Below are 21,369 nucleotides of genomic sequence, written 5' to 3' on the forward strand. Positions count from 1 at the left end.
CCTATTCCTTCCAGTCTGGCCGGCGGTCGCGGATGCGCTCAAGAATCTCCTCCGGTGGCTCGAAGACTTGCGCGGGATAGCTGCCAAAGACTTCATTCGTCTGGGTGCAGCGGGCGACGTGAAACCACTTGCCGCAGCCAAACGCATGGCGCCAACGCTCAAAATGCACACCGCGCGGGTTTTTGCGGGCGAACAGATAGCCGTTGAACGCGTCGTCCGATCCCTCAGGGCCGACACGCTTGATATGCGCTTCGCCTCCCGCAACAAATTCAGTCTCTTCCCCGTCAACTCCGCAATAGGGACAGCGCAGGATCAGCATGTCTTTCCCTCCTGATTTAACCGAATCAAGCCGCAACGCAGCACACGCAAAACGTGCAGACACTGCGACCGCCAGATGAAACCCGCACTTTTGCGCGCGCGCCCTGTCCAAATTGACATGGAGCTATACTTTTGCACCAAACAGAGCGAATTTTCCTTAAAACCCGCAAAACGAGAGCCCAATCTCAACAGTTTTTTCATTTGCTTCAAATGTTTCACAATTTTCGAACGCTTATAGGGCTGGGTGACGTCACCCAACGCACAACCCATCATTGAATGGAAGTGTGAGATACGCGACAGTTCCGGCCCTTCCCCCAGCTTGTCAGCGACAGGACGGCTCCATATACAACCCTTGTAACTATTATATTTCGTGGGGGCGAAATCATGAGTAACTTTGAAACTATCAAGGAAGATCTGGTCGTAGCTTCGGAAGCCGCCAAAGAATTTGTAGGGGTGTTCATTTATGAGCCCCTTGGCATCGAAAGCTCGGCCACGCTCAACGCGTTTACGCTTTACCTTCTGCTTGGGATTGCCGGCATGGCGCTCTATCGCCTGTCGAAGCCGATGCGCCAGCCGCGTTATCGGAACAATTCTGGCTATCACTATGGGCGTAACGTCTGAGCAAGCTTTGCACCAAAGCTGAGCACAATGGGGTGTGCGGAAAAACCGGGCGCCCTTTTCATATGCAGGGTATTGGATCATGCGCAGGCCATCCGATCATGGCCCCTGATCCGGCGGCGCAGGTGGTTGCCACTATCCGGTTGCAGCATCCCCACGCCATCTAACGCCCTCAAATGCCTGGGGACACGCGGAATCGCAGGGACAAGAAACGCGCTCAATGCGCCACCGCTGCGGCGACGCTTTCATCAATCATCCGCCCTTCGGTAAAGCGATCCAGACCAAACGGCGCGGCCAAGGCACGCGGCGCGCCATCGGCCAGCATCTCAGCCGTCGCCCATCCCGAGCCCGGGATCGCCTTGAACCCGCCAGTGCCCCATCCGCAATTAAGGAACATGCCGGGCACCGGCGCAGGCCCTATGATGGGCGAACGATCCCCGGTCATATCGACAATGCCGCCCCATTGGCGCAGCATTTTCAGCCTCGACAGCGGCGGAAATAGTTCGATCAGCGCCCGCACGGTTTCCTCGATATGATGGAAAGAGCCGCGTTGGGTGTAGTTGTTATAGCCATCCGCACCGCCGCCGATCACCATCTCGCCCTTATCGGACTGGCTGATATAGCCATGAACCGCATTCGCCATAATCACCGTGTCCAGCCATGGCTTTACTGGTTCAGACACCAATGCCTGCAGCGCCACGGATTCTACCGGCAGACGAAACCCTGCCTTTTCCGCCAGCACGCCCGAGGACCCCGCGACCACCAGACACAGCTTGTCACAGGCGATCGCACCCTTGGTGGTCTGAATACCGGTGACACCATTTGCGTCCCGGTCGATCCCAGTCACTTCGCATTGCTGGATGATATCCACACCAAGGTCTGAGGCCGCCCGGGCATAGCCCCAGGCCACAGCATCATGGCGCGCCGTACCGCCCCGCGGATGCCACAACCCGCCCAGAACCGGAAAGCGCGGACCATCAATAGCGATCTGCGGCACGCGCTGCTTCACACCGCCCGGGGTCACAAACTGCGACTTAATGCCCTGCAGCCGATTTGCGCTTTCGGTCCGCTGCATGGCGCGCACCTCATGCTCTGTCAGGCACAGGGTCATCACTCCGCGCGGGCTGAACATGACATTATAGTTCAGGTCCTGGCTCAACGTCTCATAAAGGCTGCGGGATTTTTCATAGACCGCTGCGCTTTCATCCTGCAGATAATTCGACCGGATGATCGTCGTATTGCGCCCGGTATTACCGCCGCCAAGCCAGGCTTTCTCGACCACGGCGACATCTGTCACGCCGTGATTCTTCGCCAGATAATAGGCCGTGGCCAACCCATGCCCCCCGGCACCGACAATAATAACCGAATATCGCGGCTTTGGCGCAGGCGAGCGCCAGGCGCGTTCCCAACCACTGTGATAGCGGGCGGCTTCGCGGATCAGATTAAAGGCGGAATAGCGTTTCATGTGGCTCCTGACTGCTGTCCTCCTAGGCGTACCTTTCTTCTGCCTGATCTGCAATCCGGCCTGTCGCAGCGAAACGTCATCTTGCGCCGCATTCGCGACATCCGGTTATCCCCGAATTGACGATTGTCCAAAGGGGCCTCATAGAGATAGGGTGCGCGGCAATCATGACTGATCAAAGCATCCTATTTTGGGCAATCGCCATCACCGCATCGCTGTTCAGCGCAGGTCTGCTATTGCGTCCTGTCTTGCGCGGCAATGATGCCCCCGCTGCAAGGCCCGATATAGATGTCTACCGCGATCAGCTGGCCGAGGTAGACAGCGATCTGGCGCGCGGCGTCATCACAGAGGCCGAGGCCGAAGCCTTGCGAACCGAGGTTAAGCGTCGCCTTTTAGCGGCGGCTGACACATCGCGCACCGTCACCGGTCGCGGAGCCGTCTGGCCCGCCGTTCTTGTGACCGGGATAGCACTAACAGGTGGGCTTGTCGCCTATGCCTTTGTTGGCGAACCGGCCAGGCCCGACCGGCCACTCGCCCTGCGCATCGCCGAAGCAGAAGCCGCCCGCGCCAATCGTCCCAGCCAGGCCGAGGCCGAAGCCTTCATCGCCCAGAACGCCCAGAATCTCCCGCCGGTTGAGGTCGATGAACAGCACGTAAAACTGCTGTCTGACCTGCGCACCATACTGGCGCAAAAGCCCAACCTGACCGGACAACGCATGCTGGCCAGAAACCTTGCCATGCTGCAAAAATTCTCCGAGGCGCGCGAGGCCCAGCAAGACGCCCTTGAACTGGCCGGTGAGGCGGCAACCGCGAAAGATCATGTCGATTTGGCCGAATACATGATCCTGGCCGCCAATGGATATGTGTCCCCTGAGGCCGAGGCCGCACTGCGCCAAAGCCTGAAGATCAGCCCGCAAGATCCCCGCAGTCGCTATTACTCGGGCCTTCTCGCCGCACAGTCCGGACGGCCGGATCTGACTTGGAACCTGTGGACCCGGCTGCTGCAGGAAGGCCCGGCAGATGCCCCCTGGAACCAGGCCATTCGCGGCCAGTTGCCCGAGATCGCCGAGACCCTCGGCCTGAACGCATCCGGCCCGTCTGCCGAAGATATCGAAGCGGCAAGCGACATGCCCCAGCAAGATCGTGCCGCGATGATCGAAGCCATGGTCGATGGCCTGGCAGAGCGCCTGTCTCAGGAAGGTGGCCCACCCGAAGACTGGGCCCGACTGATCCGCGCCCGCGCCGTGCAGGGCCGAACCGAGCAAGCCAACGCCATATGGCAGGAGGCCCAAAGCACCTTTGCTGACAACCCTGACGGCCTGGCGCTGATCAATCAGACCGCTGAAGCGGCGGGGCTCGCCGAATGATCTTTGAAGACATGACGGATCTGGCCGCAACCTTGCCAGACCATGGCGCGCTGGCCGGACTGGACCTTGGCACACGGACAATCGGCATCGCCGTCTCTGACACGTTTCGGGACGTGGCAACACCTCTGACAACGCTCAAACGCACCAAATTCACCAAGGATGCCGCAGCCCTTATCGACACCCTCAAAAGCCGTGACATTACTGCCCTGATCCTGGGTCTTCCGCTGAACATGGATGGCAGCGAAGGGCCGCGCGTTCAGTCAACCCGCGCCTTCGCCCGCAACCTCGCTCCACTCTGGGGCAAACCAATCGCCTTCTGGGACGAACGCCTGTCCACCGTCGCCGCCGAACGTGCCCTGCTGGAAGCCGATACCTCCCGCCGCCGCCGGGCAGAAGTCATCGACCACGTGGCTGCTGCGTACATCCTGCAGGGCGCGCTTGACCGGCTGAGCCACCTGACATGACCGATGATATCTGGACACGCAAAGAGCCTGACAGCCCCTGCGTCAAGGTCTGCGTCATTCACCCAGCGTCCGGTCTTTGCCTTGGCTGTCTGCGTAGTGCCGAGGAAATCGCCGCCTGGCCCAGCATGCCCCCCGAAACCCGCCAACACCTACTTGACGCCCTGCCCGCCCGCGCCGATCAGATCAAACCCAAACGCCGCCGCCGCTCCTAAAGCCGCAACCTTATCCTTCATTGTTCCCCAAATATCCCCGCCGGAGGCACCCGCCATCTGGGCCAACGCAGAGCTCAGCCCACCAACGCCACCACGTCCGCCAATGCCGCCTCGACCAGCTTCGGACCAGCCCCAGCCAGATGCGCACCCTCCGACAGCATCCGCCGCCAACGGCGCGCGCCAGGACGTCCGGCAAACACGCCCAGCATATGCCGGGTGATCTGGTTCAAACGCACACCTTGGGACATCTGCGCCTCGATATAAGGCAGCATCGCGCGCACCGCCGTCTCCGCTGCAACCTCACCATCCTGGCCAAATATCCGCCGATCTGCCGCGCCCAAGATCGCCGCAGGCTTATGATAGGCGGCACGCCCGATCATCACGCCGTCAATGCCACGGGCCAGATGCGCCTCTGCCGCATCCAATGTGGTGATGCCACCATTGATACCAATCCAAAGCTCGGGAAAGCGCGCTTTCATCGCATGCACCAGATCGTAATCCAGCGGCGGCACATCGCGGTTTTCCTTCGGGCTTAACCCCTTCAACCAGGCCATGCGCGCATGCACGGTAAATCGTCTCACCCCAGCGCGCGCGACAGTTTCGATGAATGCGGGCAACACCTCTGCCGGGATCTGATCGTCCACCCCGATACGGCATTTGACTGTCACAGGCAGATCCATCTCTGCGATCATAGCCGCACAGCACTCCGCGACCAGTTCGGGCCGGGTCATCAGCACGGCACCAAAACATCCGGATTGCACCCGGTCCGACGGACATCCGATATTAAGATTGATCTCCGAAAACCCAAAAGGCTGCGCGATCCGCACAGCCGCCGCCAATTCCGCCGGATCCGACCCGCCCAGTTGCAGCGCCAGCGGATGCTCATCTATGTCATGCTCTAGCAAGTACTCTGCACCGCCGCGCACCAAAGCCGCAGACGTGACCATCTCGGTATAAAGCAACGCATTGCGGCTGAACCGACGGTGAAAATACCGGCAATGCCGGTCGGTCCAATCCATCATCGGCGCAACGCTTAGCCGTTCAGGCTTGTAAGTGCTTGATTTTTCCTCACATATCATAACAAGTGCTAGACTTTGCTGCGCCTATTTGTTCCTTATTTTTGCTTGTTTTTGCCCATTTCGTGCTATTGGGACAACAAAAGTTGTCCCGATTCTCGAAAAGTTGTTCCGCTATGGCCCACATCATCGAACGCAAGCGAAAAGACGGTTCCGTCGCCTATCTCGCACAGATAGCCATCAAAAGAAAAGGGAAATGGGCGCACCGGGAAGCCCGAAGCTTTGACCAGAAGTCCGCTGCTACCGCCTGGCTGAAAAAACGAATGAAGGAAATCAAGGATGCTGGCGACGATCTATCGTCAATCCGAAACAAGGGCCGGACTCTTTCAGACGCCATAAGAAGATACACTGCAGAAAGCACGAACAGTGTTGGGCGGACAAAGTCACAGGTTCTACGTTCAATTTTGGAATTTGACATTGCCGATATGGCCTGCAGCGAAATTCAAAGTCACGATATAGTGGCATTCGCAAAGGAACTTTGTGCGAGCCGAGCACCGTCGACCGTTGGAAACTATCTGTCGCACCTGGGCGCGGTCTTTGCGCTGGCTAGGCCCGCTTGGGGCATGGAGTTGGACCGGCAGGCGATGAAGGACGCATTTGTCGTTTGCAATCGACTTGGCATCACCGGAAAGTCGAGTGAGCGCGACCGTCGCCCTACGATGGACGAGCTAGACGCTTTACTAAAACACTTCGAATACCGATACACCTGCAGACCCAAAACCTTGCCAATGCACAAGATCATTGGGTTTGCTCTGTTCTCGACGAGGCGACAAGAAGAGATCACACGGATAAGCTGGGGCGGCCTCGACTCCGATCATAGCCGCGCGCTTGTGACAGACATGAAGCATCCGGGTGACAAGGTCGGCAACAACGTTTGGTGCGACCTGCCAGAGCCAGCCCTCAAAATTGCTCTTTCGATGCCACGTAGCCAGGACGCAGTTTTTCCATACAAGCGCACCACAATCAGCGCAGCATTTACGCGTGCATGTCAGTTTCTGGAGATTGAGGACCTGCGCTTCCATGATCTGCGCCATGACGGTATTTCTCGTCTCTTTGAAATCGGACTTTCAATCCCTCAGGTTGCTGCAGTTTCTGGACATCGATCATGGGCATCATTGCAGAGATACACTCACATCAGGCAGTCAGGAGACAAATATCAGGACTGGCCATGGTTAGATCGACTAACAAAGCCGCTTTCTGAACTCCGCAGGACATTCTGATTTCTGTTATTCGGTTACCGTCAATGCCATCCGCTCAGCCGGAAACGGCTTCTGCATATCCACCGCTGGCGCACCGCCAAGCCACGCCTCAAGGTCGCCCGGATCGGCCAGAATGACCGGCATAGCCTTGGGGTGGATCGGCGCAATCTGATTGGGATAGGTGTTCTCTGCCCACGGCTCGTTGCCGGTCAGGTTGATCAGATCTGATGGGAAGGCCTGGGCGATGAGGTCTGCACTGCTGGCCGGGGTATAGAGGTTGCACATGACGCATGTGTCCGTGGTCCGTTCAAGATGCGTCCAGCCTAACCGAATTTCAGCAGGACGACCACGGCGGCTGCATTGGGAGCATGTCAGGCGGTCCAGCACCCAGTTATGGATTGACCAGTCAAGGAAGCATGACGCGGGCCATTCGCCGACCATGGATTGCGATTCATGGCCGCATTCACATTGCAGGCTGATCCAGTGTTCGCCGTCTGGCTGGTGCATGTGCATCGCCAGAACATATGTGGAACATTGGCGCGCGACAATGGGCTACTCGCTGGCACCTCACTTGGAAGAAGCTTGCTCACGATGCTTGAGCTTCATCTCGGTCATCATCAATTTGGACCGAAGCTGGCTCATTTCAATAGAAGTGTCGCGCCGGATACGCCCTGCACTCCTGAAAATAGATGAGACGAAGTCCCACGATGGAACCGACTTCGAAAGCTTTGGGGCGTGAAGGACGGTCTTGAAACGCTGGCCGTTCCACTCCTGCAACCCTGCCCAATCGGGGATCTCATCGGGGGACACCAAATTCGGTGGCGTAACGTAATAGAATTGATCGGCATACAAGCGCGCCTCTCGCTGCTTCAACGCACTATCACGCTTGAAGTCAGCGCGACTGACCTTGATTTCATATGCTGTAGAGCAATGGCCCTTTCCCTCGTGCGGATGCAGCGTCCAAAAGTCCAAGCGACGCAGCTTTGTACCCAGCTGCGGCTCGGTTGCCCAAATCAGTTTGTCCGATCTGGCTATGAGCGCATCAAGAATTTCTTGCGTCTTATCAGCGTCACTCATCGCCCGCACCTTTGTTGGACACTGGGATTGATACTATGGCGTAGAGGACACAAGCCAACACTGCATTGATCCAATGAAAGTCCGCCAGCAGCACAGCGCAAATAGACGCGCCGGATTGTTGAGCTAGCAGGAGGCTGGCTTGTCGCCCAAATACATAACCCCGGTCACTCATTCCTCACCCCTCGCTCTCCGCATCCTGGCATCACACCGGATTTTCAGCCGCCGGATTACCGCGTCTCGATCAGCCTTGGCCGGGACCAGTGCCGCCTTCGCAGACGCATAGGCGTCCATTGCTGCCTTAAGCTCCGCCCGTTCGTCATCGGTTAGGTGATCTTGCCATGCCATGGGTTTTTGTATGCTCATAAATGACATACTTACAATAAATAAAATGTATGTCAATTGTTGACATACTGTATGCTAAAATATAGCATACATTTTGACAGAAGGAATGGGCTTGTAAGACGGTTGGGCACAATCGGCTGCTGATAATGGGAGATAAGGACTAGGAAACCCGGTTGGCCCCTCCCGCTCAATTCCAACTAACGCCCGGAGAATGTGATGAAAAATGAGCGCCAGATTGGCGAGATTGGAAACTACTACGGCGGCCCCTCGGTGAAAGAGGAGGCAGGCAAGTTTTTTTGGTTCATTGAGAATGATGACGTAGAGGAATGGGAGGAAATACCCAAAAGCCTCTTTGATGAGCTCAACAAGTTCCAAGATCAGACCGGAACGGAAGCCTAAGGTGGTCCCAACGCGCTACAGGATACTTATCGGACCCCAGCACGTTTGCGTCGAACGAAATGGTGTGCGATCCAAAATGCGTGCCATCACTGACGAAGAAATGCCCGAACTTAAGGTGATCGCCGCCGATTTATGGCTAAGCATTCGTGGCTTGGTCGCATGGCAAGCTTGGATCGAACACCGGCTTGTGATGGCTCAAATCCGGCGGATTGAGGCTCGTGTCAAATCAGTACTGGAGAGTCCAGACTACCCAGGAGCGCTATCGCGAAAAGAGCCGATCTCAAAGGAGCATCTGGGCGTTTTGCAAGGGTTGCTACACCCCGGGGTTGTTTCCAGGCTCCTACAAGGCTCTACCGATGCAAACGCATAGCCTCGTCCTCTGCCGCCCGCTTGGCCTCTAACTCAGCCACAAGCCGCTCATGCTCATTGGCCAGGCGCAGGGCCTGCTCAGTGACCGTCACAAGCGCGTCACGCAGCCGCACAGAGGCAGACAGCACCAGCCGCGTATCTGCCGCTGATACCTCCCGGCCCGGGGTTACACCCGCCTCAAGGCGGGCTTTCACCCGGTCGATTGCTGCGTCGGCTTCTTCGGATATCAAGTCGCCCTCCGGGAATATCATTGGATTGCCTCAAGATAAGCTGCGGCAGCACCTTCATCCCAGAACACCTTGACTTTATCAGGGTCAGTCGCGGCCCGGCGTGGGTCGATCACCAAGTCCCAAACCGGTGAAATCCGGGGGCCCTGAAAGCCCTGCACATCAACATGATCGTCAAATTCCTTGAAGGACGATATCTGGCAAACATGAGAATGCTCACCTGTTTCTGGGCAGGTATAGAGGCGCGGTTCGTCCTGGTGAATGTGCCCCCCGATCGCGATCAGATCACGCCAGCCCTTTTCGCCCGCACGCCGGATCCCGTGAGCCGCCGAATAGATTGCCCCACCGCGCCACTTGTGTCGCAGCGCAATGGTGAAAGATGCCTCCGGAGCGTCTGTAAACGTGAACAGCAGCCGGATCGCGCCCTTGCGGTAGCGGACCCCATATTTCTTCATCAGAAGATCAACAGGATCAGCCGGGCCGTGCGTCCAATCATCATGGTTGCCGGAGCACGCCCCTATCAGCGCTTCGCCCCGCTCGGCCATCAGGCCCTCCAGGAGAAGCCAAGCATCGTCGGGGTCACCCTCGTGCTTCCATAAATGCGCCAAGACACGCAACCAGTTGTTAAAGAAGTCACCAACGCAAATTCCGTAGGTCGACTTCTCTACCCCCAGATCAAGCCAATGTCTTTCAAAGAGGTCGAAGTTACAGCCATCCGCGTCAAGGTGCGGATCGCCGAAGACTTTCAGCCGGAAAGGCTTGAGAGGCAGCGCCCCGGCCATCACCGGCTTACGCCAGTCGCCCTTCGCCTTCTTCTTCTGATACCTCTCGATTTTTCGAGTTTTGGCCGATAGGTATTCGGACCGGCTTGGGGCGTTTGGGTCCTTCAAATACTCATCACCCAATAGTTCACGCCTGACCGCCATTTTTATCCGATCCTGCACTGTCTGCCTGGGCATACCTAAGGCCCGAGCGGTCGCGCTAACATTCATGCCGCTGGCCTTGTACTCCAAGACCAACGGCAGCAACTCATCGTCTGTTACGACGCACTTTCCAGTAGGATTTGGCATTAAAGCGCTTCCCCCGCTGGCTGTAGAGGCCTGATCTGCCAATGCTCTCCACTAACCACCAGGCAAGCCCGCCCATTCGGGAAGCTCACCAGAACGGTGTATGTGCCGGTCTCTGACACATAAAGCTCTACCATGGCGTTACGGCGCTCTAACCCAACACCAATGAGCTGTTCGCCGTACTTGGTGCTCAGATGCTCGACAATCGCCGAGCGCTCCCCGCAATGCTGTTGCGCAATAGCGGGAGTGGCAGCCATCAGGGCTGCGCAAAGAATGGCCTTCATTAGGGCCTCTTTTTTTTCTGGAATACCGCTGTTTTACGGGTAGCGGTGAAGCCCGATCACGTTAGCGGCAGACCGCCTTGTGCTTCTCGCGTTCGATCAACTCGGCCTCACGCAAAGCCCGCCGGTCGGTCGGCTGCGTCACAACAATGGAGTCGCCCCAAGCCGCGCAGATCTCATCAATCGTCGCGCTTGGCTTCGTCCCGAAGTTCGTGCAGCCGGTCATCAAGATCAGCGTCAGAAAGCTTAGAAACTTCATCACGGTTCCTTTCGATGATTTGCACCCGGCGGCTGATATCCCGGGCGTACTCCAAGTCCTCGACATGGGCGTCCCGGGCTTGCTCCTTGCGCCCGGCACGCCTGCCTTGCCAGTGAACCCCTGCGACAGCCAGAATGGCAGCCAGTGCGGCTGCCAGCCAGCGAAACAGCTTTAAGCCGAGAAACATCTGGATCATGTCGGCGCGCCCTTGCGCTTGGCGATACGCCACCACATCAACGCGACCAGACCAGCCGCAGCGGCAATGAACTCGGGGTCGGTGCCGATATAGGTCACCAGGCCTTGGTTCGCCCCCTGCCCGGCCAGCCAGCCGGAGATCAGGTAGAGGGCCACGCGAACCCATGGGGTCAGATCAAGAGCCAGTTGTTTCATAGATTTTCCTTGCAATCTTGCTGTTCGATGGAAGATTTGCGGGTTAAGGCCTGAACAATCGTAGGATCGCTGTCAGCAGCGACTGCCACCATGTTGCGGGGGCTGGTGCCTCCGGCTCAGCGGCGGGCACCGGTGTTGCGAAGAGAGCCGCTTCCTCGTTGCGCCGGTTCACCAACCCATTGCTGACGCGCTTCTTGCCTGTCCGGGGATCAGTGATCTTGTTCCAAAGCCGGATCGATGCAGGCACTCGCTCAAGGTCACCATTGTTGAAATGACGCAGGGCAGATGACTTTCGGAATGCGCCAGGCCCGATGTTGTAGGCCAGAGACAGCAGAGCCGCATATTGGTTTGAGTTCGCCTGCCGGTGCAGCATCTCGTCCAGCTTTTGGGAGAACTTTTCTAGCGCCTTCTGTAAATACCACTCAGCCTCTGCCTCAGTGATGGTCATGCCACGCTTGGGTTTGACCCCTACCCCGGCCGCCGCCGTGGTCCCGTAGCCGATTGTCCATATCCCAGCTTGATCCTTGTAAGCGGTCAGGCGCTTGCCTTCCCACTTCTTGACCAGATTGACTGCTGTTTGAGAAACCATGCGATTACCTCCACGCACAGGCTATCGGCCCCGACATGAGGCCGAAGTGTGCATTGTTTTTGGGATTATTCGATTGCAGTTGTGAACCTGACCGGGCGTAGCGGGATCAGCCCAAACAGAAACACCTTGATTTCCGAGGTGTAGATCATCGGCTTTTTAAGGCAGGGTACCATCCATTCATGCGCCCTCAGTCTCACGGTATTGTTCGGTGCCACCTCGAAGATAGCCTCGTGCGCACCACCGCTGACGCATGTTAGCCCGGTAGCTGATATGATTTCGTCACTCACCTCGGCAAGCACATTGCCGTATGGCGTTTCCCGCACGATGGTGATCATGCCGTCTTCGATGATGTAGGCCTGTAGTCTAAGAAACAGCGAAGATGGAATTGCCAGCCAGATAACGCCCAGCAGAACCATGACGAAAGAAAACCGGTCGATGATGCGCATCACGGCCCCCAGATTTTCTTGAGGAAGTCCAGCAGAGTCCCAACGCCCGCCAGGATGGCGACCAGCGCCCCCAGGCTCCACATGGCCACACGCAAAAGGAATTTCCCTCGGTCTGTCTCTAGTAATAGTTGGTCGATTTTTTCGGCGCGGCTTTTCCCGCCGCCAAGCGGTTTGCTCATGAAGAATTTGTGTAAATCTTCAATCATCTTCTCGCGGGTTTGTTCACTCATGGGGGGCTTTCTGGTCGGCTGAATAAACGAAGGAGGTGGAATGGCTACGGCCCGGCGGGCGGGGTAAAGTCTGCACTATAAAGCGCTGTCCCATTGACAAAACGTGCGCCCGTGCAAACACCCTGGTGCGCACCGATAACCAAATCGCGTGAGCTGTCATGCAGCGGGCCAACGGAACAGAAGCGCGTTCCGATATTGACGCCGCCAAGATACATCCGCATCTCATTGCCGTGCCTAACCCCAGCAAAGTGCGTCTGACCGGCGGTCTTTAGAGTGGTCAAGCCAGGTGCTGATCTGAGCGAATTTGATCCTTGGTAAGCTGCATTCGTTGACAACAGGAAGTTCAAATCGATGTTATCGTAGGTTTCTAGGTTGAACGACCGGTCGCTATTGCCGTATTGGCCCAAGAATTGCGCAGATTGCGTCCCAGTAAATTCACCCCACCACTCGACAGTGAAGTCGCCGCTAATTATGAAGCTTGGGCTATCGGAGATGCCAACTCCACCAAAGGTGTTAACCCCGACGAGACCGCCGGGACCTATCGAAGCGCCTCCCCGCAAGGTAGCAGTGTGGTTGCCCATTATGTCGCTCAAGCCCTGCATGAAGTTGAACGCAAAGACTGTGCCAGCCGGTTGAGCGGGTGGTGGAATAACCTCAACCTGCCCAATGGTTTCGACCTTTGAGACCCCTACATTGCCGTCCTTAACGACCGCAACGGCATAGTAATATCGGTCGCCTGGCGTAGCATCCTCATCCGAGAAGCTTTCTGCGTTTGGCGAAATCTCGTCCAAAACCGCAGGTAGGTTGTTCGGCTCAAAGGGCATTGCACTCCGGTAAATGCGGATTGCATCCCCATTGACCCGATTGCGCCATCTCAACAGGTTTGCCATTAGGCACCGTTGTCATTGAAAGCGATCTGGACCCAGGTGCTTGCCGCTGCGTGCCACTGCAAAACCAGTCGGTCGAGGGTGTTGTCTAGGGTGCGATCCGCGCCGCAGGCGATATTGCCCACGCCATTCCGAACAACGACCGTTCTGGCGTCGTTCTCTGCTCGCAGGACAAGCATGTCACCATCGACAGCCCCGGCCATCGTGATCGTTTCGAGATCGTCGGTAGCCGCATCGCCCTCGGTGTCAACCTGATACAAGCCAAGCCTCGGAGATGTGATCTCACCAGCAGAAATGGTCACCTCACCACGAGTTTGTGCGCTCGGCCCGCCCGGTCGAATGGCAATGTCCACCGCGCCATCATAAAGCATCAGCTCCAAGGTGTCAGATTTCCACCAAAGCGTACCGGCGACCGCATAAGAGGGCCGTGCCGTTCCCGAGTGCGACGAAATCGCTGCTGTTTCCAGCATATCCTCGATGCGCTCCGCAAATGCGTCAGGGGTTGTTGCCCCGTCAGAGCTGCGCTGAACATTCCAAACTGTTGCCTGTGCCATCACGTTACCTCGCTAATTGACAGGTTGATTGGGGGCAGCAATGGGATCGCTCGGACCCACTTTGTCTGCCAGTTTTCATATCCGTCCCGGATTGATTTGACGCCAAACTCCAAGGCGACCGTCTGCTCCGTCACCCCGCCCGCAAATACGTCAGCCTGGCTAAAGAAATCCGGCGCATCGAAGAACCGAATGCCGTCCGCGGGGAAGGGGAAGCTCGTTGCAGACAGGGCAGCAAACTCATGCAGGTTATCCGAGCCTTCACCAGCAAACAGGTCAGAAGCTGAGAAAAAGTCTGCGGCGGAGAACATGTCACCCGAAGCATCGACAGAGCGCAGCATCGGAATATAAGTGACACCCAACTCGGGGCCAATATCGCCGACTGTATAGTCCTCTACCGTTGCGGTTGTTTGCGTGAGGCGATTGCGATGCGCCCACGTTCCGATGAGGCTACCGCTGACAATATCAGTCAGCGAGTATTGCCCATCCAGCTGAAATCTGCCCGGCGGATATGGCCGGACGGCGCGTGAGCCGAACTCAACCTCATCGGTGGGGGCTGCTGAAATGGGCAGCACATCCAAATCTGTTTGCGTCAGCAGTTTTACATCTACGCTTTCCCCGGCCAGGTATGTCGTTGACTCCGGCTCCTCGCCCTCCATGATCAACAAATCTTGTCCAGCCCCATGCACCGCAGGGACCGTATCCAAACACCCACGGCCAATTGTCAGAGCCGACATCTGGCCGAACACATTTTCGACCGAGAAGAAGTCACCGATTGTGAACAAATCTGGCTGCTCGGTAGCGGCATCAATGCGCACAATCTCCGACCCGATGCTGGCCAGATCACCCACTTCGAGCCCTGTTAGGGTGCTGGAATCTTCAACCAGCAGGGTCGTGTCGTCTGCATCACCGCTCAGCCCGTTTACGATCCGAACGTGTGGCGAGAACTCCAATACGCCGAAGTCTTCAAAGCCACTCCCTGCGTCAACTGCCTTCGTTGCGTCGATGTGATTGCTGCCCGGAGAACCTGCCACCACCAGCAACCGGCCGCCATCCGGCTCGTTGTCCAGGGATTGATCAACAACTGCCTGCCCCTCTGAGGTGACAAGGGTATAATATGGGGCTTCCTCAACAAACCTGGGGGTTGCTGGCTCTGCATAGTCCTGCCCGTTCGGGTCGTCGCCCCCGGTGTCAATGACCTCTTGCCCCAATGTGAAACTGTGCTGAACCACATTGATTGACCCGGCGTTTTCCCGGCCATTCCCGCCATCTGTCTCCGTGATGCGAACAACCACATTATCCAGGCCTACACGCGGCTCATGAAGAACAATGACCTGGCCAGGATGTGCGTCCGCAGGTAGATAGCTCAACGGCAAATTACCAGACAAAAGCGGGGTCGAGACGACCGCTAGATCACGCAGACAAAGCCGAACCGCGAGCGCCGGATCACTGACGAAAAAGTAGTCCCGAGGCTCTGACGGGATCACAGTTCCTGCCCTGCGCACCCCGGCCACGCTGGCCCTGGTTACACTGGCAGCCTCACCAGTTTTTCGGTTGGTGTACCGGGTTGTCATCTGGTTGGGCATTTCCGAAGGCAATGGGCGTTCAAGGCCCGACCACTCGGTAACGATTGACGAGTCGTAGACCGGTAAAGCCCCAACATCGAAACCATCCCGGATCAGCTCTACCTCCCACTTGCCAGTCTCAGTGCTGAGGTAGGTTGTGGCATCAAGGTGGCGCTCGATCTCGTATCTGCGATCCTCCTGCGATCCAGTCGTCCGGCTGAACTCGCTTATGCCAAACCCCTCGTCAAAGACCTTCTGTGCAGCAATGGCAAAACTGCCCCCGATATCGTCTGCGGAATACTGCCCTTTTTGGGTAAGAATATACCGGATCGCGTGAATGCCGTTGATATCCATCCATACCGGGAAAGCCCCGGCCAACGCGCGACTGATTGCCCCAGCATCACCGCCATTGATAACGGGCACACCATCAATTGGTGTGTTATCCAATACCGCCGTTGCAGATGTATCTGCCAAGTCGATGTTGAAGGCAAAGACCTCAACCCCGCCGATTGCTGCGACCGTTTCTGCTGCGGTGAACTCTGACGAAGCATCAGGCGCTCCATCAGTTGTAAAGATGATCACCCTTCGCTTGCTGGCTTTTGCATCACGAGTGCCGCCAAAAAGGTTTGAGATCAGGTTTTTGAAATCACCCGGCTCAGTTAGTGAATTATCTGCGTCCACAAAGAAGTCGGCCGCCAAGCTTACACCGGCATCAAAGTTTGTCAGGTTGGCTGTCGTATTGAGGGCCTCGATCCAAAGTGCGATCTCTTCGTAGTCGTCGTCCCGGCACCCAAAGCGCTCGATCACGTCGATCACATTCCACGCCCATGTCACAATCTTTATGTCGTTTCGCGTGCCACGCAGTGACCGCACAAAGCTGGCCATTGCAATCTTTTGGTTTTCAAACCGGAACCCAGCCATGGACGCCGATGCGTCCATAGCGATGTAGATGGCTGCGCCTTCGACCTCTTGCTCTACGCTGACAATGGCTGTCTCCGGCTCCCAATCCAGAAGCTCACTAACCCGGACCGCCTTGAACGCCGTCGGTGACAAGCGTGCAGTGTTCGCCCCGATATACGGACGTCGAAAGACAACGGACACGACCCCTCGGAATGCAATACCCAAACCTTTGTAGAGGCTTAGCAGATAGTCGTTGGCGGGCTGGTCGGCCTCGCCCTTCATCAAGTCCATAGACCCGGAGAAGCCACCCTCCCGCTCGTCGCCGCCCATGTGCTTTGGCTTGTGGATAGATAGACGTCCGGTGCCCCAATAGCCCTTCCAAAGGCTCTTTTGGGCCATGCGGATTTCTATGATCGCATCAAGCGCCTGGGCCAGCACGAAGTGGATGCCTAGGTAGTATCGGTTCCCGACCTTTTGCTTTTTACCGCCCGCCATTTTCACGCTCTCTGGCTGCCGCTTCCAGGCGGTTGATCAGATCAAGATGGTCACCGGTCGCCCTCAATTCTTCCGCCTCGATGCCGTTGCGCACAAAGTCTCGCCAATCCAGCCCGACCGCACGAAACCAGTTCGCGGCATCCGGGCAGACGCCGCAGGCGCGGAAGTCCTTGACCGTAATCCTCGTCATTTCTTTCCAGCCTTCTTCTTGATGGCGCGGCTATCGAAGTCGCCGTAGTTGGCAACCTGTGAGTCCGGGATCCAGTGCGTGCCCAAGAAGTCGAGAACACCCTCTCCCTCGGAGGCTCGGGGGAGGTCGAAGTCCTTGAGCTTCGCGGAAGGCGGACCCGGTGGCGGCTTGTAGAACAGCGACGCAACAAAATTCAGCGCGACACCGATGACGACACGGACAAGAATACCCCACATTAGACGATACTCCGGCCGTCGAAGGGCGTATCCAGCATCTCCGGGAACCCGCCAAAGTTCTCTATGTTGTTGAAGAACTCGCAATCGGTCGGAGACAGGTTGCAACCGGGAGCAATCAGCACCGGCACATCGCCACCGACCAAAGCGTCTTCGAGGGCCGGGATCCTGCGCTCAATCAGAAGCGTTGACCCAATGTGGCCGATAATGTCGTACTCGACACCATCATATTCCAAGATGCCCGCAAGATAGCGCCCATCCGGTTGCAGTGCTGCCACTGGGACGGTGAGGGATGCTCCACTCGCCGCAGTTACGTCAGCTGCGATCTGGTGATCCTCCAAGCGCAGGTTACACCCAACCTGGGGCGTGTCCGTTTCACGCGGGAAGTAATGCACATGGCGGCACGGGCGCTGCATGATCGGGGCCAGCAGAGTGCGCCGTCCTCTCGTAAACCCAGCCTCACATGCCAGCGTTGTCGCGACATAGCCAAAGCGCGGGGCGATGACCCTGCCGCGAAACCGAACCACATAATCCTGGTCTGCATCATCCGTGAATGTCTGCCAGATGGTGACCCCGATTTCGCTGACGTCATTGAACTGCATGACTGCCTGCGCGATAGGGCTTGAGGTGGGGAGGCCAATTGTGATCTCGGCCCGGTTTGATTGCGTGGTTTGCGTGATCCGGCTGTGCGTGATGCCAGGTTGCGGCGTCCAGAACTCAGTTGATGCGTATGTCGCATCCGGTGCGCCAGCGGCTGTTGTATGACCCGCCCCGTTGGACGTGACCTCATAGGCAACCGGCCCAATGTCAAAACGATAGAGCCAGATCGGTCGCTTCCCAAACACCTTTGAGATTGTCGCAGCAAACGTCATGCCAAAGCCTCAACTATCGGGCTTTCGAAGGAAGCCGCCAAACCCAGACCCGAGGGCTGATATGCAATCACAAGCTCATCCGCATCCAAGCGGCTGCGCGCCATCAGATGGATGCGGGACTCGGTGGACAGCGCGACACCCGGGGCCGCGATGGTCAAAACGTGCGTATCGGCCACATCTGCGGCGGAGGTGATTTGCCGCGGGATCAACTCACCGGTCTGCGCCTCAATCAATATGCTGCGGCCCTCGAGCTGGCTGGCGTCTTCGACTAGCCTTTGCGCCGTCAGGAACGTTGCGGCAGCCGGTGCAGCCACGGTCAGCGGCAGTTCGTTCTTCCACGTAGGCAGCCAGAACGCGCCGTCCCTGCCCCTCAGGAAGTGCAGCCATTGCTTCCACGCCCAGCGTTCCGCTGGATCACGCTTTAGAAAGCTGATCGATGCCATCCGGCGCGAGTATTCCTCCTGGCTCTCCAGAGAGAACGCACCCATACCGCTATCCATGAACTGATTTGCCTGGTATGCGCCCCCGGGCAGATCAGTGATCAATGGGCTTTTGTCAGTCAGGACCGGAAGCCCTTGGTGCAGCGGGTAGCCGTTTAATCCAACATCGTTTGGCTCAACACTCAACGCAGTGAGCGACAACCATGTCACTGACACGTTCCTTTGGTCAGCAAGGCCGTTTGGAAACAAGCAATTGACCGCTGGCGCAATTACAACCGGCTTTTGCGGAGTCCCTGTGTATTCCTGCGTCGTTCCAGATGTGATCTCGACCGTCCCGGGTCCGATTGCAGCAACCGTGGCGATCTCCCATGTTGCATGATCCGTGCCGATGAAGACCATGCTGCCGACGCGGTAGTCTGCATTCGTGTCAGCCGTAAGTATCGTCGTGCCAGCAGCAATCACGCCCAAAAACGTTGATCGGTCAGGCCAGACCGGAACCGTCCACTGCCCAAGCGGCTGGGAGCGGAACAACTCAACTGCTGTCTCAGCTTGCCGGTGGGGCAGCACATGACCCAAGTCAAATTCCTGCGTTGCGTCCTTCAAGCTGTCCCGCACCTCCCCCGCTGATGTCATTCGCACATCAGTCGAGAAACTCAGCACCTCGGTCAGCGAGGCAGGCCAATAGGGCCAAACTGGCATCAGCCGTTTTCCTTTTTGAGCTTGGCGTAAGTGACGCGACCGCGCTGGCCGTTCAGCTCGTCAAATACCCGGTCAACACTATCGACCACGACAACCTGAGGCTGCGGTGCCTGCACTGTCACGTTTTGCTGGCTGACTTGCCCCATGTCACGCACTGCGGCTTGTGCCTGTGGAACGTTCAGGACTGCGCCTGACTGTGACGGTACAAAAATCTCGCTGTTTGGCGTGTTCTCGTTCACTAGGTAGGGAACCCCTGCCATGACAGGCCCGCCCATTGCTCGGGCACCGCCAAAGAGACCAGCAAGCATGCCGCCGATCCCGCCGCCGCCACCGCCCTTGCCGCCCCACATCATCTGGAATGCCTGGTTGAGAGCTAGGTTGCCGAGTTGCTGCAATAGGTTGCGAATGGCGTCCTGTGCCGATTGCGCGCCGGACAGGAAGCCGACAAACGCCTCCTGTGCTGCGTTCTCAACGCCTTGGAGCGCTTCTTTGATCAGTTCATGCTGGTACGTGAGGTTTGTCAGTTTCTCGACCAGATCAGATATCTGCTGACCTTCCTCGGAATAGAGGTCAACGCCAGCCCGACGCAGCTCCTGCGAAAGCATGCGGGCTTGGTCGCTCTTTCCGATTAGGCCGATTTCGACCTGCAGCTTTTCAATCACCTTCTGGATGGCTTCGGCTTCTCGCTGCGCTTCGCTTGCGGCCGAGGATCGACCGCCGCCTCCGCCGCCACCACCTCTACGAGCGCCAGACCTTGCCTTGCTAGGTCTCGGCTGCTTTTGGGCTTTAGGCGCTTCATCGCTTGGCACAAAGCCAAGCTGACGGAGAAATTGTGCATCTGTTGAGTTAGCCAACGGCCCGCCGGGGCCAGCGCTTCTCCCAGACCCGCGTGCGCCCAATGTGCTAATAGTCGCTGCGAGTGCCGCCGCATGTTTCGCGGCCTTTTGAGCCTCAACACCCAGCGCAGCCATGCCACCTGCGGCCCCGTTCAGGGTTGACTCATACTGCTCAAGGATACTCTGAATCACCTTTGCCTCACCCTGGACGGTGACCAAGCTGCTTATGAATTCAAGGGTTTCTTTGTTGAGGTTATTCACCCCTCCCTCTGACTCAATCAATCCCCTGATCAGCTGATCAATCGCATCCGCAACTTTCTGCGGCCCTTCCGCGAATTCGATCCGCGCAATAGACGTATAGAGAAGGTCAGCAGACTCCGCCGAGATATCGAACTTATCCGCAAGCATCTCCGTTGCATCTGAGAAGTACACGAGAGAAAGCGGCGAAAGCATAGCGACCTCGCCAAGGTTGGCTTGGAACTCCTCAAGCTCCTTAACCGCACGCGCCAACTCAACCGGTGTCGCCACCTCGGAAAGTCGAGTGGAGGCTTTAGCAACCTCAATGCCTGCCGTTTCAGCCGCCTTACTGGCTCGGCCAACGGCGTCCTCCAGGTCCTCGATCTGTTTCACGGCCTTTTCGGCGGCATCGCCAAAGTCGAGGAATGACGAGGCCAACGGCACCCCGATAGCCACCAATGCACCCAGCGCCGCGCCGAGCGCGCCGAAGCCGCCCAGCAACTGAGGCAACTGCTGCCCAAGCGCTACCGATGCGGCCGTACCGGCTCCAACCTGCGTTGCGAAATCCCCGATCTGGAACGAGGCGTTCTGGACTTGGCCACGCAACCGGCCAGCTCGACCGGCAGCTACCGATTGCGCCCGCGCCAACTCATTTGCCGATTGGGCGGCCTTACGCTGAGCATTGGCCATCTTTATGGCCTCACGCGCTGCTTTAGCCTCCTCGCGGGCCATCTTAGAAACTGCGCCCTGGGCCTTGCCAGCCTTTGGCGGGACCTTGTCCAGCTCGGCGTTGGCTTTCCGCAGCCCAGATGAGTCGCCGGTCAATACCAGCTTGGCAATCTCAACCATTGTTGCGCTCCATTGGGGGTATCCGCAGGGGGTCAGTTGCGGCGTTGTATTCTTCGACGTAGCCCCAGGACATGTCGAACAGGGCCTGCTTTTCCCACGGCTCGCTGATTACGCCGGAAGCCGATGCAAACGCCTCGATCTCTGACCATTCGCGCGCCAGGAACCCGCCCATCGGGGCAGGCGTTGCAAACCGCATTTTCTGAAAGGCTTCCCTGAGGTATCC

The 21,369-nt window shown here is 57.5% G+C and carries 29 protein-coding genes; 6 read left to right on the forward strand and 23 right to left on the reverse strand.

All coding sequences use genetic code 11. From position 1 onward, the window contains the following. Position 1: 1 nt before the first annotated feature. Positions 2-319 (reverse strand): sarcosine oxidase subunit delta, encoded by a 318-nt coding sequence (locus ACW9UQ_RS03090; protein WP_458929530.1) that lies wholly within the window; start codon positions 317-319, stop codon positions 2-4. Positions 320-702: 383 nt separating this feature from the next. Here ACW9UQ_RS03090 and ACW9UQ_RS03095 point away from each other — a divergent pair, with 383 nt between their 5' ends. Further along, a complete protein-coding gene (locus tag ACW9UQ_RS03095) occupies positions 703-939 on the forward strand; it encodes a hypothetical protein (protein ID WP_458929531.1) in 237 nt (78 codons plus the stop codon). Between the two features lie 214 nt (positions 940-1,153). Here the strand turns inward: ACW9UQ_RS03095 and ACW9UQ_RS03100 are convergent, their stop codons facing one another. Beyond that, on the reverse strand, positions 1,154-2,401 hold the full coding sequence (locus ACW9UQ_RS03100; protein ID WP_458929532.1) for a sarcosine oxidase subunit beta family protein: 1,248 nt from the start codon (positions 2,399-2,401) through the stop codon (positions 1,154-1,156). 164 nt (positions 2,402-2,565) lie between these two features. Here ACW9UQ_RS03100 and ccmI point away from each other — a divergent pair, with 164 nt between their 5' ends. The 3 genes from ccmI to ACW9UQ_RS03115 are packed head-to-tail and all read left to right on the forward strand — an operon-like array spanning position 2,566 to position 4,441. Then, positions 2,566-3,765 (forward strand): c-type cytochrome biogenesis protein CcmI, encoded by a 1,200-nt coding sequence (ccmI, locus tag ACW9UQ_RS03105; RefSeq protein ID WP_458929533.1) that lies wholly within the window; start codon positions 2,566-2,568, stop codon positions 3,763-3,765. Further along, the gene (gene ruvX / locus ACW9UQ_RS03110; protein WP_458929534.1) at positions 3,762-4,229 is read left to right on the forward strand and encodes a Holliday junction resolvase RuvX; all 468 of its coding nucleotides are present in this window, start codon (positions 3,762-3,764) and stop codon (positions 4,227-4,229) included. The genes ccmI and ruvX overlap by 4 nt, the downstream gene beginning before the upstream one ends. After that, the gene (locus ACW9UQ_RS03115; protein ID WP_458929535.1) at positions 4,226-4,441 is read left to right on the forward strand and encodes a DUF1289 domain-containing protein; all 216 of its coding nucleotides are present in this window, start codon (positions 4,226-4,228) and stop codon (positions 4,439-4,441) included. Before ruvX ends, ACW9UQ_RS03115 begins: the two co-directional genes overlap by 4 nt. 74 nt (positions 4,442-4,515) lie before the next feature. Here ACW9UQ_RS03115 and dusA read toward each other — a convergent pair whose 3' ends face one another. Continuing rightward, positions 4,516-5,520, reverse strand: a complete 1,005-nt coding sequence (gene dusA, locus ACW9UQ_RS03120; RefSeq protein WP_458929536.1) for a tRNA dihydrouridine(20/20a) synthase DusA — start codon at positions 5,518-5,520, stop codon at positions 4,516-4,518. A gap of 113 nt (positions 5,521-5,633) precedes the next feature. Here dusA and ACW9UQ_RS03125 point away from each other — a divergent pair, with 113 nt between their 5' ends. Beyond that, positions 5,634-6,737 carry a tyrosine-type recombinase/integrase gene (locus tag ACW9UQ_RS03125; RefSeq protein ID WP_458929537.1) on the forward strand — a complete coding sequence of 368 codons (1,104 nt, stop codon included), beginning with the start codon at positions 5,634-5,636 and terminating at the stop codon, positions 6,735-6,737. Positions 6,738-6,743: 6 nt separating this feature from the next. Here the strand turns inward: ACW9UQ_RS03125 and ACW9UQ_RS03130 are convergent, their stop codons facing one another. The 3 genes from ACW9UQ_RS03130 to ACW9UQ_RS03140 all read right to left on the reverse strand — a co-directional run bounded on the left by ACW9UQ_RS03130 (position 6,744) and on the right by ACW9UQ_RS03140 (position 8,138). Beyond that, positions 6,744-7,223 carry a hypothetical protein gene (locus ACW9UQ_RS03130; RefSeq protein ID WP_458929538.1) on the reverse strand — a complete coding sequence of 160 codons (480 nt, stop codon included), beginning with the start codon at positions 7,221-7,223 and terminating at the stop codon, positions 6,744-6,746. Positions 7,224-7,283: 60 nt separating this feature from the next. After that, a complete protein-coding gene (locus ACW9UQ_RS03135; protein ID WP_458929539.1) occupies positions 7,284-7,793 on the reverse strand; it encodes a hypothetical protein in 510 nt (169 codons plus the stop codon). Positions 7,794-7,961: 168 nt separating this feature from the next. Beyond that, entirely contained in the window at positions 7,962-8,138 is a 177-nt protein-coding gene (locus tag ACW9UQ_RS03140; protein WP_458929540.1) for a hypothetical protein, read from the reverse strand. A 213-nt stretch (positions 8,139-8,351) separates the two neighbouring features. Between ACW9UQ_RS03140 and ACW9UQ_RS03145 the strand changes: the two genes are divergently transcribed. After that, positions 8,352-8,534, forward strand: a complete 183-nt coding sequence (locus ACW9UQ_RS03145) for a hypothetical protein (protein ID WP_458929541.1) — start codon at positions 8,352-8,354, stop codon at positions 8,532-8,534. Between the two features lie 350 nt (positions 8,535-8,884). Here ACW9UQ_RS03145 and ACW9UQ_RS03150 read toward each other — a convergent pair whose 3' ends face one another. The 17 genes from ACW9UQ_RS03150 to ACW9UQ_RS03230 all read right to left on the reverse strand — a co-directional run bounded on the left by ACW9UQ_RS03150 (position 8,885) and on the right by ACW9UQ_RS03230 (position 21,342). After that, positions 8,885-9,133 (reverse strand): hypothetical protein, encoded by a 249-nt coding sequence (locus ACW9UQ_RS03150; protein WP_458929542.1) that lies wholly within the window; start codon positions 9,131-9,133, stop codon positions 8,885-8,887. Between the two features lie 17 nt (positions 9,134-9,150). Next, complete coding sequence (locus ACW9UQ_RS03155; RefSeq protein WP_458929543.1) at positions 9,151-10,158, reverse strand: hypothetical protein; 1,008 nt, start codon at positions 10,156-10,158, stop codon at positions 9,151-9,153. A gap of 41 nt (positions 10,159-10,199) precedes the next feature. Then, positions 10,200-10,454 carry a hypothetical protein gene (locus ACW9UQ_RS03160; RefSeq protein WP_458929544.1) on the reverse strand — a complete coding sequence of 85 codons (255 nt, stop codon included), beginning with the start codon at positions 10,452-10,454 and terminating at the stop codon, positions 10,200-10,202. Between the two features lie 203 nt (positions 10,455-10,657). Further along, entirely contained in the window at positions 10,658-10,933 is a 276-nt protein-coding gene (locus ACW9UQ_RS03165) for a hypothetical protein (RefSeq protein ID WP_458929545.1), read from the reverse strand. Further along, complete coding sequence (locus ACW9UQ_RS03170; protein WP_458929546.1) at positions 10,930-11,127, reverse strand: hypothetical protein; 198 nt, start codon at positions 11,125-11,127, stop codon at positions 10,930-10,932. Before ACW9UQ_RS03170 ends, ACW9UQ_RS03165 begins: the two co-directional genes overlap by 4 nt. A gap of 43 nt (positions 11,128-11,170) precedes the next feature. Then, a complete protein-coding gene (locus ACW9UQ_RS03175; protein ID WP_458929547.1) occupies positions 11,171-11,716 on the reverse strand; it encodes a lysozyme in 546 nt (181 codons plus the stop codon). A 65-nt stretch (positions 11,717-11,781) separates the two neighbouring features. Continuing rightward, positions 11,782-12,162: a hypothetical protein gene (locus tag ACW9UQ_RS03180; RefSeq protein WP_458929548.1), complete on the reverse strand. Its 381-nt coding sequence runs from the start codon at positions 12,160-12,162 to the stop codon at positions 11,782-11,784. After that, positions 12,162-12,392, reverse strand: a complete 231-nt coding sequence (locus ACW9UQ_RS03185) for a hypothetical protein (protein ID WP_458929549.1) — start codon at positions 12,390-12,392, stop codon at positions 12,162-12,164. Before ACW9UQ_RS03185 ends, ACW9UQ_RS03180 begins: the two co-directional genes overlap by 1 nt. Positions 12,393-12,436: 44 nt before the next feature. After that, positions 12,437-13,183, reverse strand: a complete 747-nt coding sequence (locus ACW9UQ_RS03190; RefSeq protein ID WP_458929550.1) for a LamG-like jellyroll fold domain-containing protein — start codon at positions 13,181-13,183, stop codon at positions 12,437-12,439. Positions 13,184-13,281: 98 nt separating this feature from the next. Further along, positions 13,282-13,833, reverse strand: coding sequence for a hypothetical protein (locus ACW9UQ_RS03195; protein WP_458929551.1), 552 nt, complete (start codon positions 13,831-13,833; stop codon positions 13,282-13,284). Beyond that, the gene (locus ACW9UQ_RS03200; protein WP_458929552.1) at positions 13,833-16,790 is read right to left on the reverse strand and encodes a VWA domain-containing protein; all 2,958 of its coding nucleotides are present in this window, start codon (positions 16,788-16,790) and stop codon (positions 13,833-13,835) included. The genes ACW9UQ_RS03195 and ACW9UQ_RS03200 overlap by 1 nt, the downstream gene beginning before the upstream one ends. Next, positions 16,777-16,980 carry a thioredoxin domain-containing protein gene (locus tag ACW9UQ_RS03205; protein WP_458929553.1) on the reverse strand — a complete coding sequence of 68 codons (204 nt, stop codon included), beginning with the start codon at positions 16,978-16,980 and terminating at the stop codon, positions 16,777-16,779. Before ACW9UQ_RS03205 ends, ACW9UQ_RS03200 begins: the two co-directional genes overlap by 14 nt. Next, positions 16,977-17,216 (reverse strand): hypothetical protein, encoded by a 240-nt coding sequence (locus ACW9UQ_RS03210; RefSeq protein WP_458929554.1) that lies wholly within the window; start codon positions 17,214-17,216, stop codon positions 16,977-16,979. The genes ACW9UQ_RS03205 and ACW9UQ_RS03210 overlap by 4 nt, the downstream gene beginning before the upstream one ends. Further along, positions 17,216-18,085, reverse strand: a complete 870-nt coding sequence (locus ACW9UQ_RS03215) for a hypothetical protein (RefSeq protein WP_458929555.1) — start codon at positions 18,083-18,085, stop codon at positions 17,216-17,218. Before ACW9UQ_RS03215 ends, ACW9UQ_RS03210 begins: the two co-directional genes overlap by 1 nt. Next, on the reverse strand, positions 18,082-19,224 hold the full coding sequence (locus ACW9UQ_RS03220; RefSeq protein ID WP_458929556.1) for a hypothetical protein: 1,143 nt from the start codon (positions 19,222-19,224) through the stop codon (positions 18,082-18,084). The genes ACW9UQ_RS03215 and ACW9UQ_RS03220 overlap by 4 nt, the downstream gene beginning before the upstream one ends. Beyond that, entirely contained in the window at positions 19,224-21,146 is a 1,923-nt protein-coding gene (locus tag ACW9UQ_RS03225; RefSeq protein ID WP_458929557.1) for a hypothetical protein, read from the reverse strand. The genes ACW9UQ_RS03220 and ACW9UQ_RS03225 overlap by 1 nt, the downstream gene beginning before the upstream one ends. After that, positions 21,139-21,342, reverse strand: coding sequence for a hypothetical protein (locus ACW9UQ_RS03230; RefSeq protein WP_458929558.1), 204 nt, complete (start codon positions 21,340-21,342; stop codon positions 21,139-21,141). The genes ACW9UQ_RS03225 and ACW9UQ_RS03230 overlap by 8 nt, the downstream gene beginning before the upstream one ends. Positions 21,343-21,369 lie beyond the last annotated feature (27 nt).

It is taken from the genome of Halovulum sp. GXIMD14793 (assembly GCF_054457435.1).

Excerpts from the sequence above, each read along its gene's own strand:
- ACW9UQ_RS03090 (WP_458929530.1), bottom strand. The coding sequence starts at position 319 with ATGCTGATCCTGCGCTGTCCCTATTGCGGAGTTGACGGGGAAGAGACT.
- ACW9UQ_RS03095 (WP_458929531.1), top strand. The coding sequence starts at position 703 with ATGAGTAACTTTGAAACTATCAAGGAAGATCTGGTCGTAGCTTCGGAA.
- ACW9UQ_RS03100 (WP_458929532.1), bottom strand. The coding sequence starts at position 2,401 with ATGAAACGCTATTCCGCCTTTAATCTGATCCGCGAAGCCGCCCGCTAT.
- ccmI (WP_458929533.1), top strand. The coding sequence starts at position 2,566 with ATGACTGATCAAAGCATCCTATTTTGGGCAATCGCCATCACCGCATCG.
- ruvX (WP_458929534.1), top strand. The coding sequence starts at position 3,762 with ATGATCTTTGAAGACATGACGGATCTGGCCGCAACCTTGCCAGACCAT.
- ACW9UQ_RS03115 (WP_458929535.1), top strand. The coding sequence starts at position 4,226 with ATGACCGATGATATCTGGACACGCAAAGAGCCTGACAGCCCCTGCGTC.
- dusA (WP_458929536.1), bottom strand. The coding sequence starts at position 5,520 with ATGATATGTGAGGAAAAATCAAGCACTTACAAGCCTGAACGGCTAAGC.
- ACW9UQ_RS03125 (WP_458929537.1), top strand. The coding sequence starts at position 5,634 with ATGGCCCACATCATCGAACGCAAGCGAAAAGACGGTTCCGTCGCCTAT.
- ACW9UQ_RS03130 (WP_458929538.1), bottom strand. The coding sequence starts at position 7,223 with ATGCACCAGCCAGACGGCGAACACTGGATCAGCCTGCAATGTGAATGC.
- ACW9UQ_RS03135 (WP_458929539.1), bottom strand. The coding sequence starts at position 7,793 with ATGAGTGACGCTGATAAGACGCAAGAAATTCTTGATGCGCTCATAGCC.
- ACW9UQ_RS03140 (WP_458929540.1), bottom strand. The coding sequence starts at position 8,138 with ATGGCATGGCAAGATCACCTAACCGATGACGAACGGGCGGAGCTTAAG.
- ACW9UQ_RS03145 (WP_458929541.1), top strand. The coding sequence starts at position 8,352 with ATGAAAAATGAGCGCCAGATTGGCGAGATTGGAAACTACTACGGCGGC.
- ACW9UQ_RS03160 (WP_458929544.1), bottom strand. The coding sequence starts at position 10,454 with ATGGCTGCCACTCCCGCTATTGCGCAACAGCATTGCGGGGAGCGCTCG.
- ACW9UQ_RS03165 (WP_458929545.1), bottom strand. The coding sequence starts at position 10,933 with ATGATCCAGATGTTTCTCGGCTTAAAGCTGTTTCGCTGGCTGGCAGCC.
- ACW9UQ_RS03170 (WP_458929546.1), bottom strand. The coding sequence starts at position 11,127 with ATGAAACAACTGGCTCTTGATCTGACCCCATGGGTTCGCGTGGCCCTC.
- ACW9UQ_RS03175 (WP_458929547.1), bottom strand. The coding sequence starts at position 11,716 with ATGGTTTCTCAAACAGCAGTCAATCTGGTCAAGAAGTGGGAAGGCAAG.
- ACW9UQ_RS03180 (WP_458929548.1), bottom strand. The coding sequence starts at position 12,162 with ATGCGCATCATCGACCGGTTTTCTTTCGTCATGGTTCTGCTGGGCGTT.
- ACW9UQ_RS03185 (WP_458929549.1), bottom strand. The coding sequence starts at position 12,392 with ATGAGTGAACAAACCCGCGAGAAGATGATTGAAGATTTACACAAATTC.
- ACW9UQ_RS03195 (WP_458929551.1), bottom strand. The coding sequence starts at position 13,833 with ATGGCACAGGCAACAGTTTGGAATGTTCAGCGCAGCTCTGACGGGGCA.
- ACW9UQ_RS03200 (WP_458929552.1), bottom strand. The coding sequence starts at position 16,790 with ATGGCGGGCGGTAAAAAGCAAAAGGTCGGGAACCGATACTACCTAGGC.
- ACW9UQ_RS03205 (WP_458929553.1), bottom strand. The coding sequence starts at position 16,980 with ATGACGAGGATTACGGTCAAGGACTTCCGCGCCTGCGGCGTCTGCCCG.
- ACW9UQ_RS03210 (WP_458929554.1), bottom strand. The coding sequence starts at position 17,216 with ATGTGGGGTATTCTTGTCCGTGTCGTCATCGGTGTCGCGCTGAATTTT.
- ACW9UQ_RS03215 (WP_458929555.1), bottom strand. The coding sequence starts at position 18,085 with ATGACGTTTGCTGCGACAATCTCAAAGGTGTTTGGGAAGCGACCGATC.
- ACW9UQ_RS03220 (WP_458929556.1), bottom strand. The coding sequence starts at position 19,224 with ATGCCAGTTTGGCCCTATTGGCCTGCCTCGCTGACCGAGGTGCTGAGT.
- ACW9UQ_RS03225 (WP_458929557.1), bottom strand. The coding sequence starts at position 21,146 with ATGGTTGAGATTGCCAAGCTGGTATTGACCGGCGACTCATCTGGGCTG.
- ACW9UQ_RS03230 (WP_458929558.1), bottom strand. The coding sequence starts at position 21,342 with ATGCGGTTTGCAACGCCTGCCCCGATGGGCGGGTTCCTGGCGCGCGAA.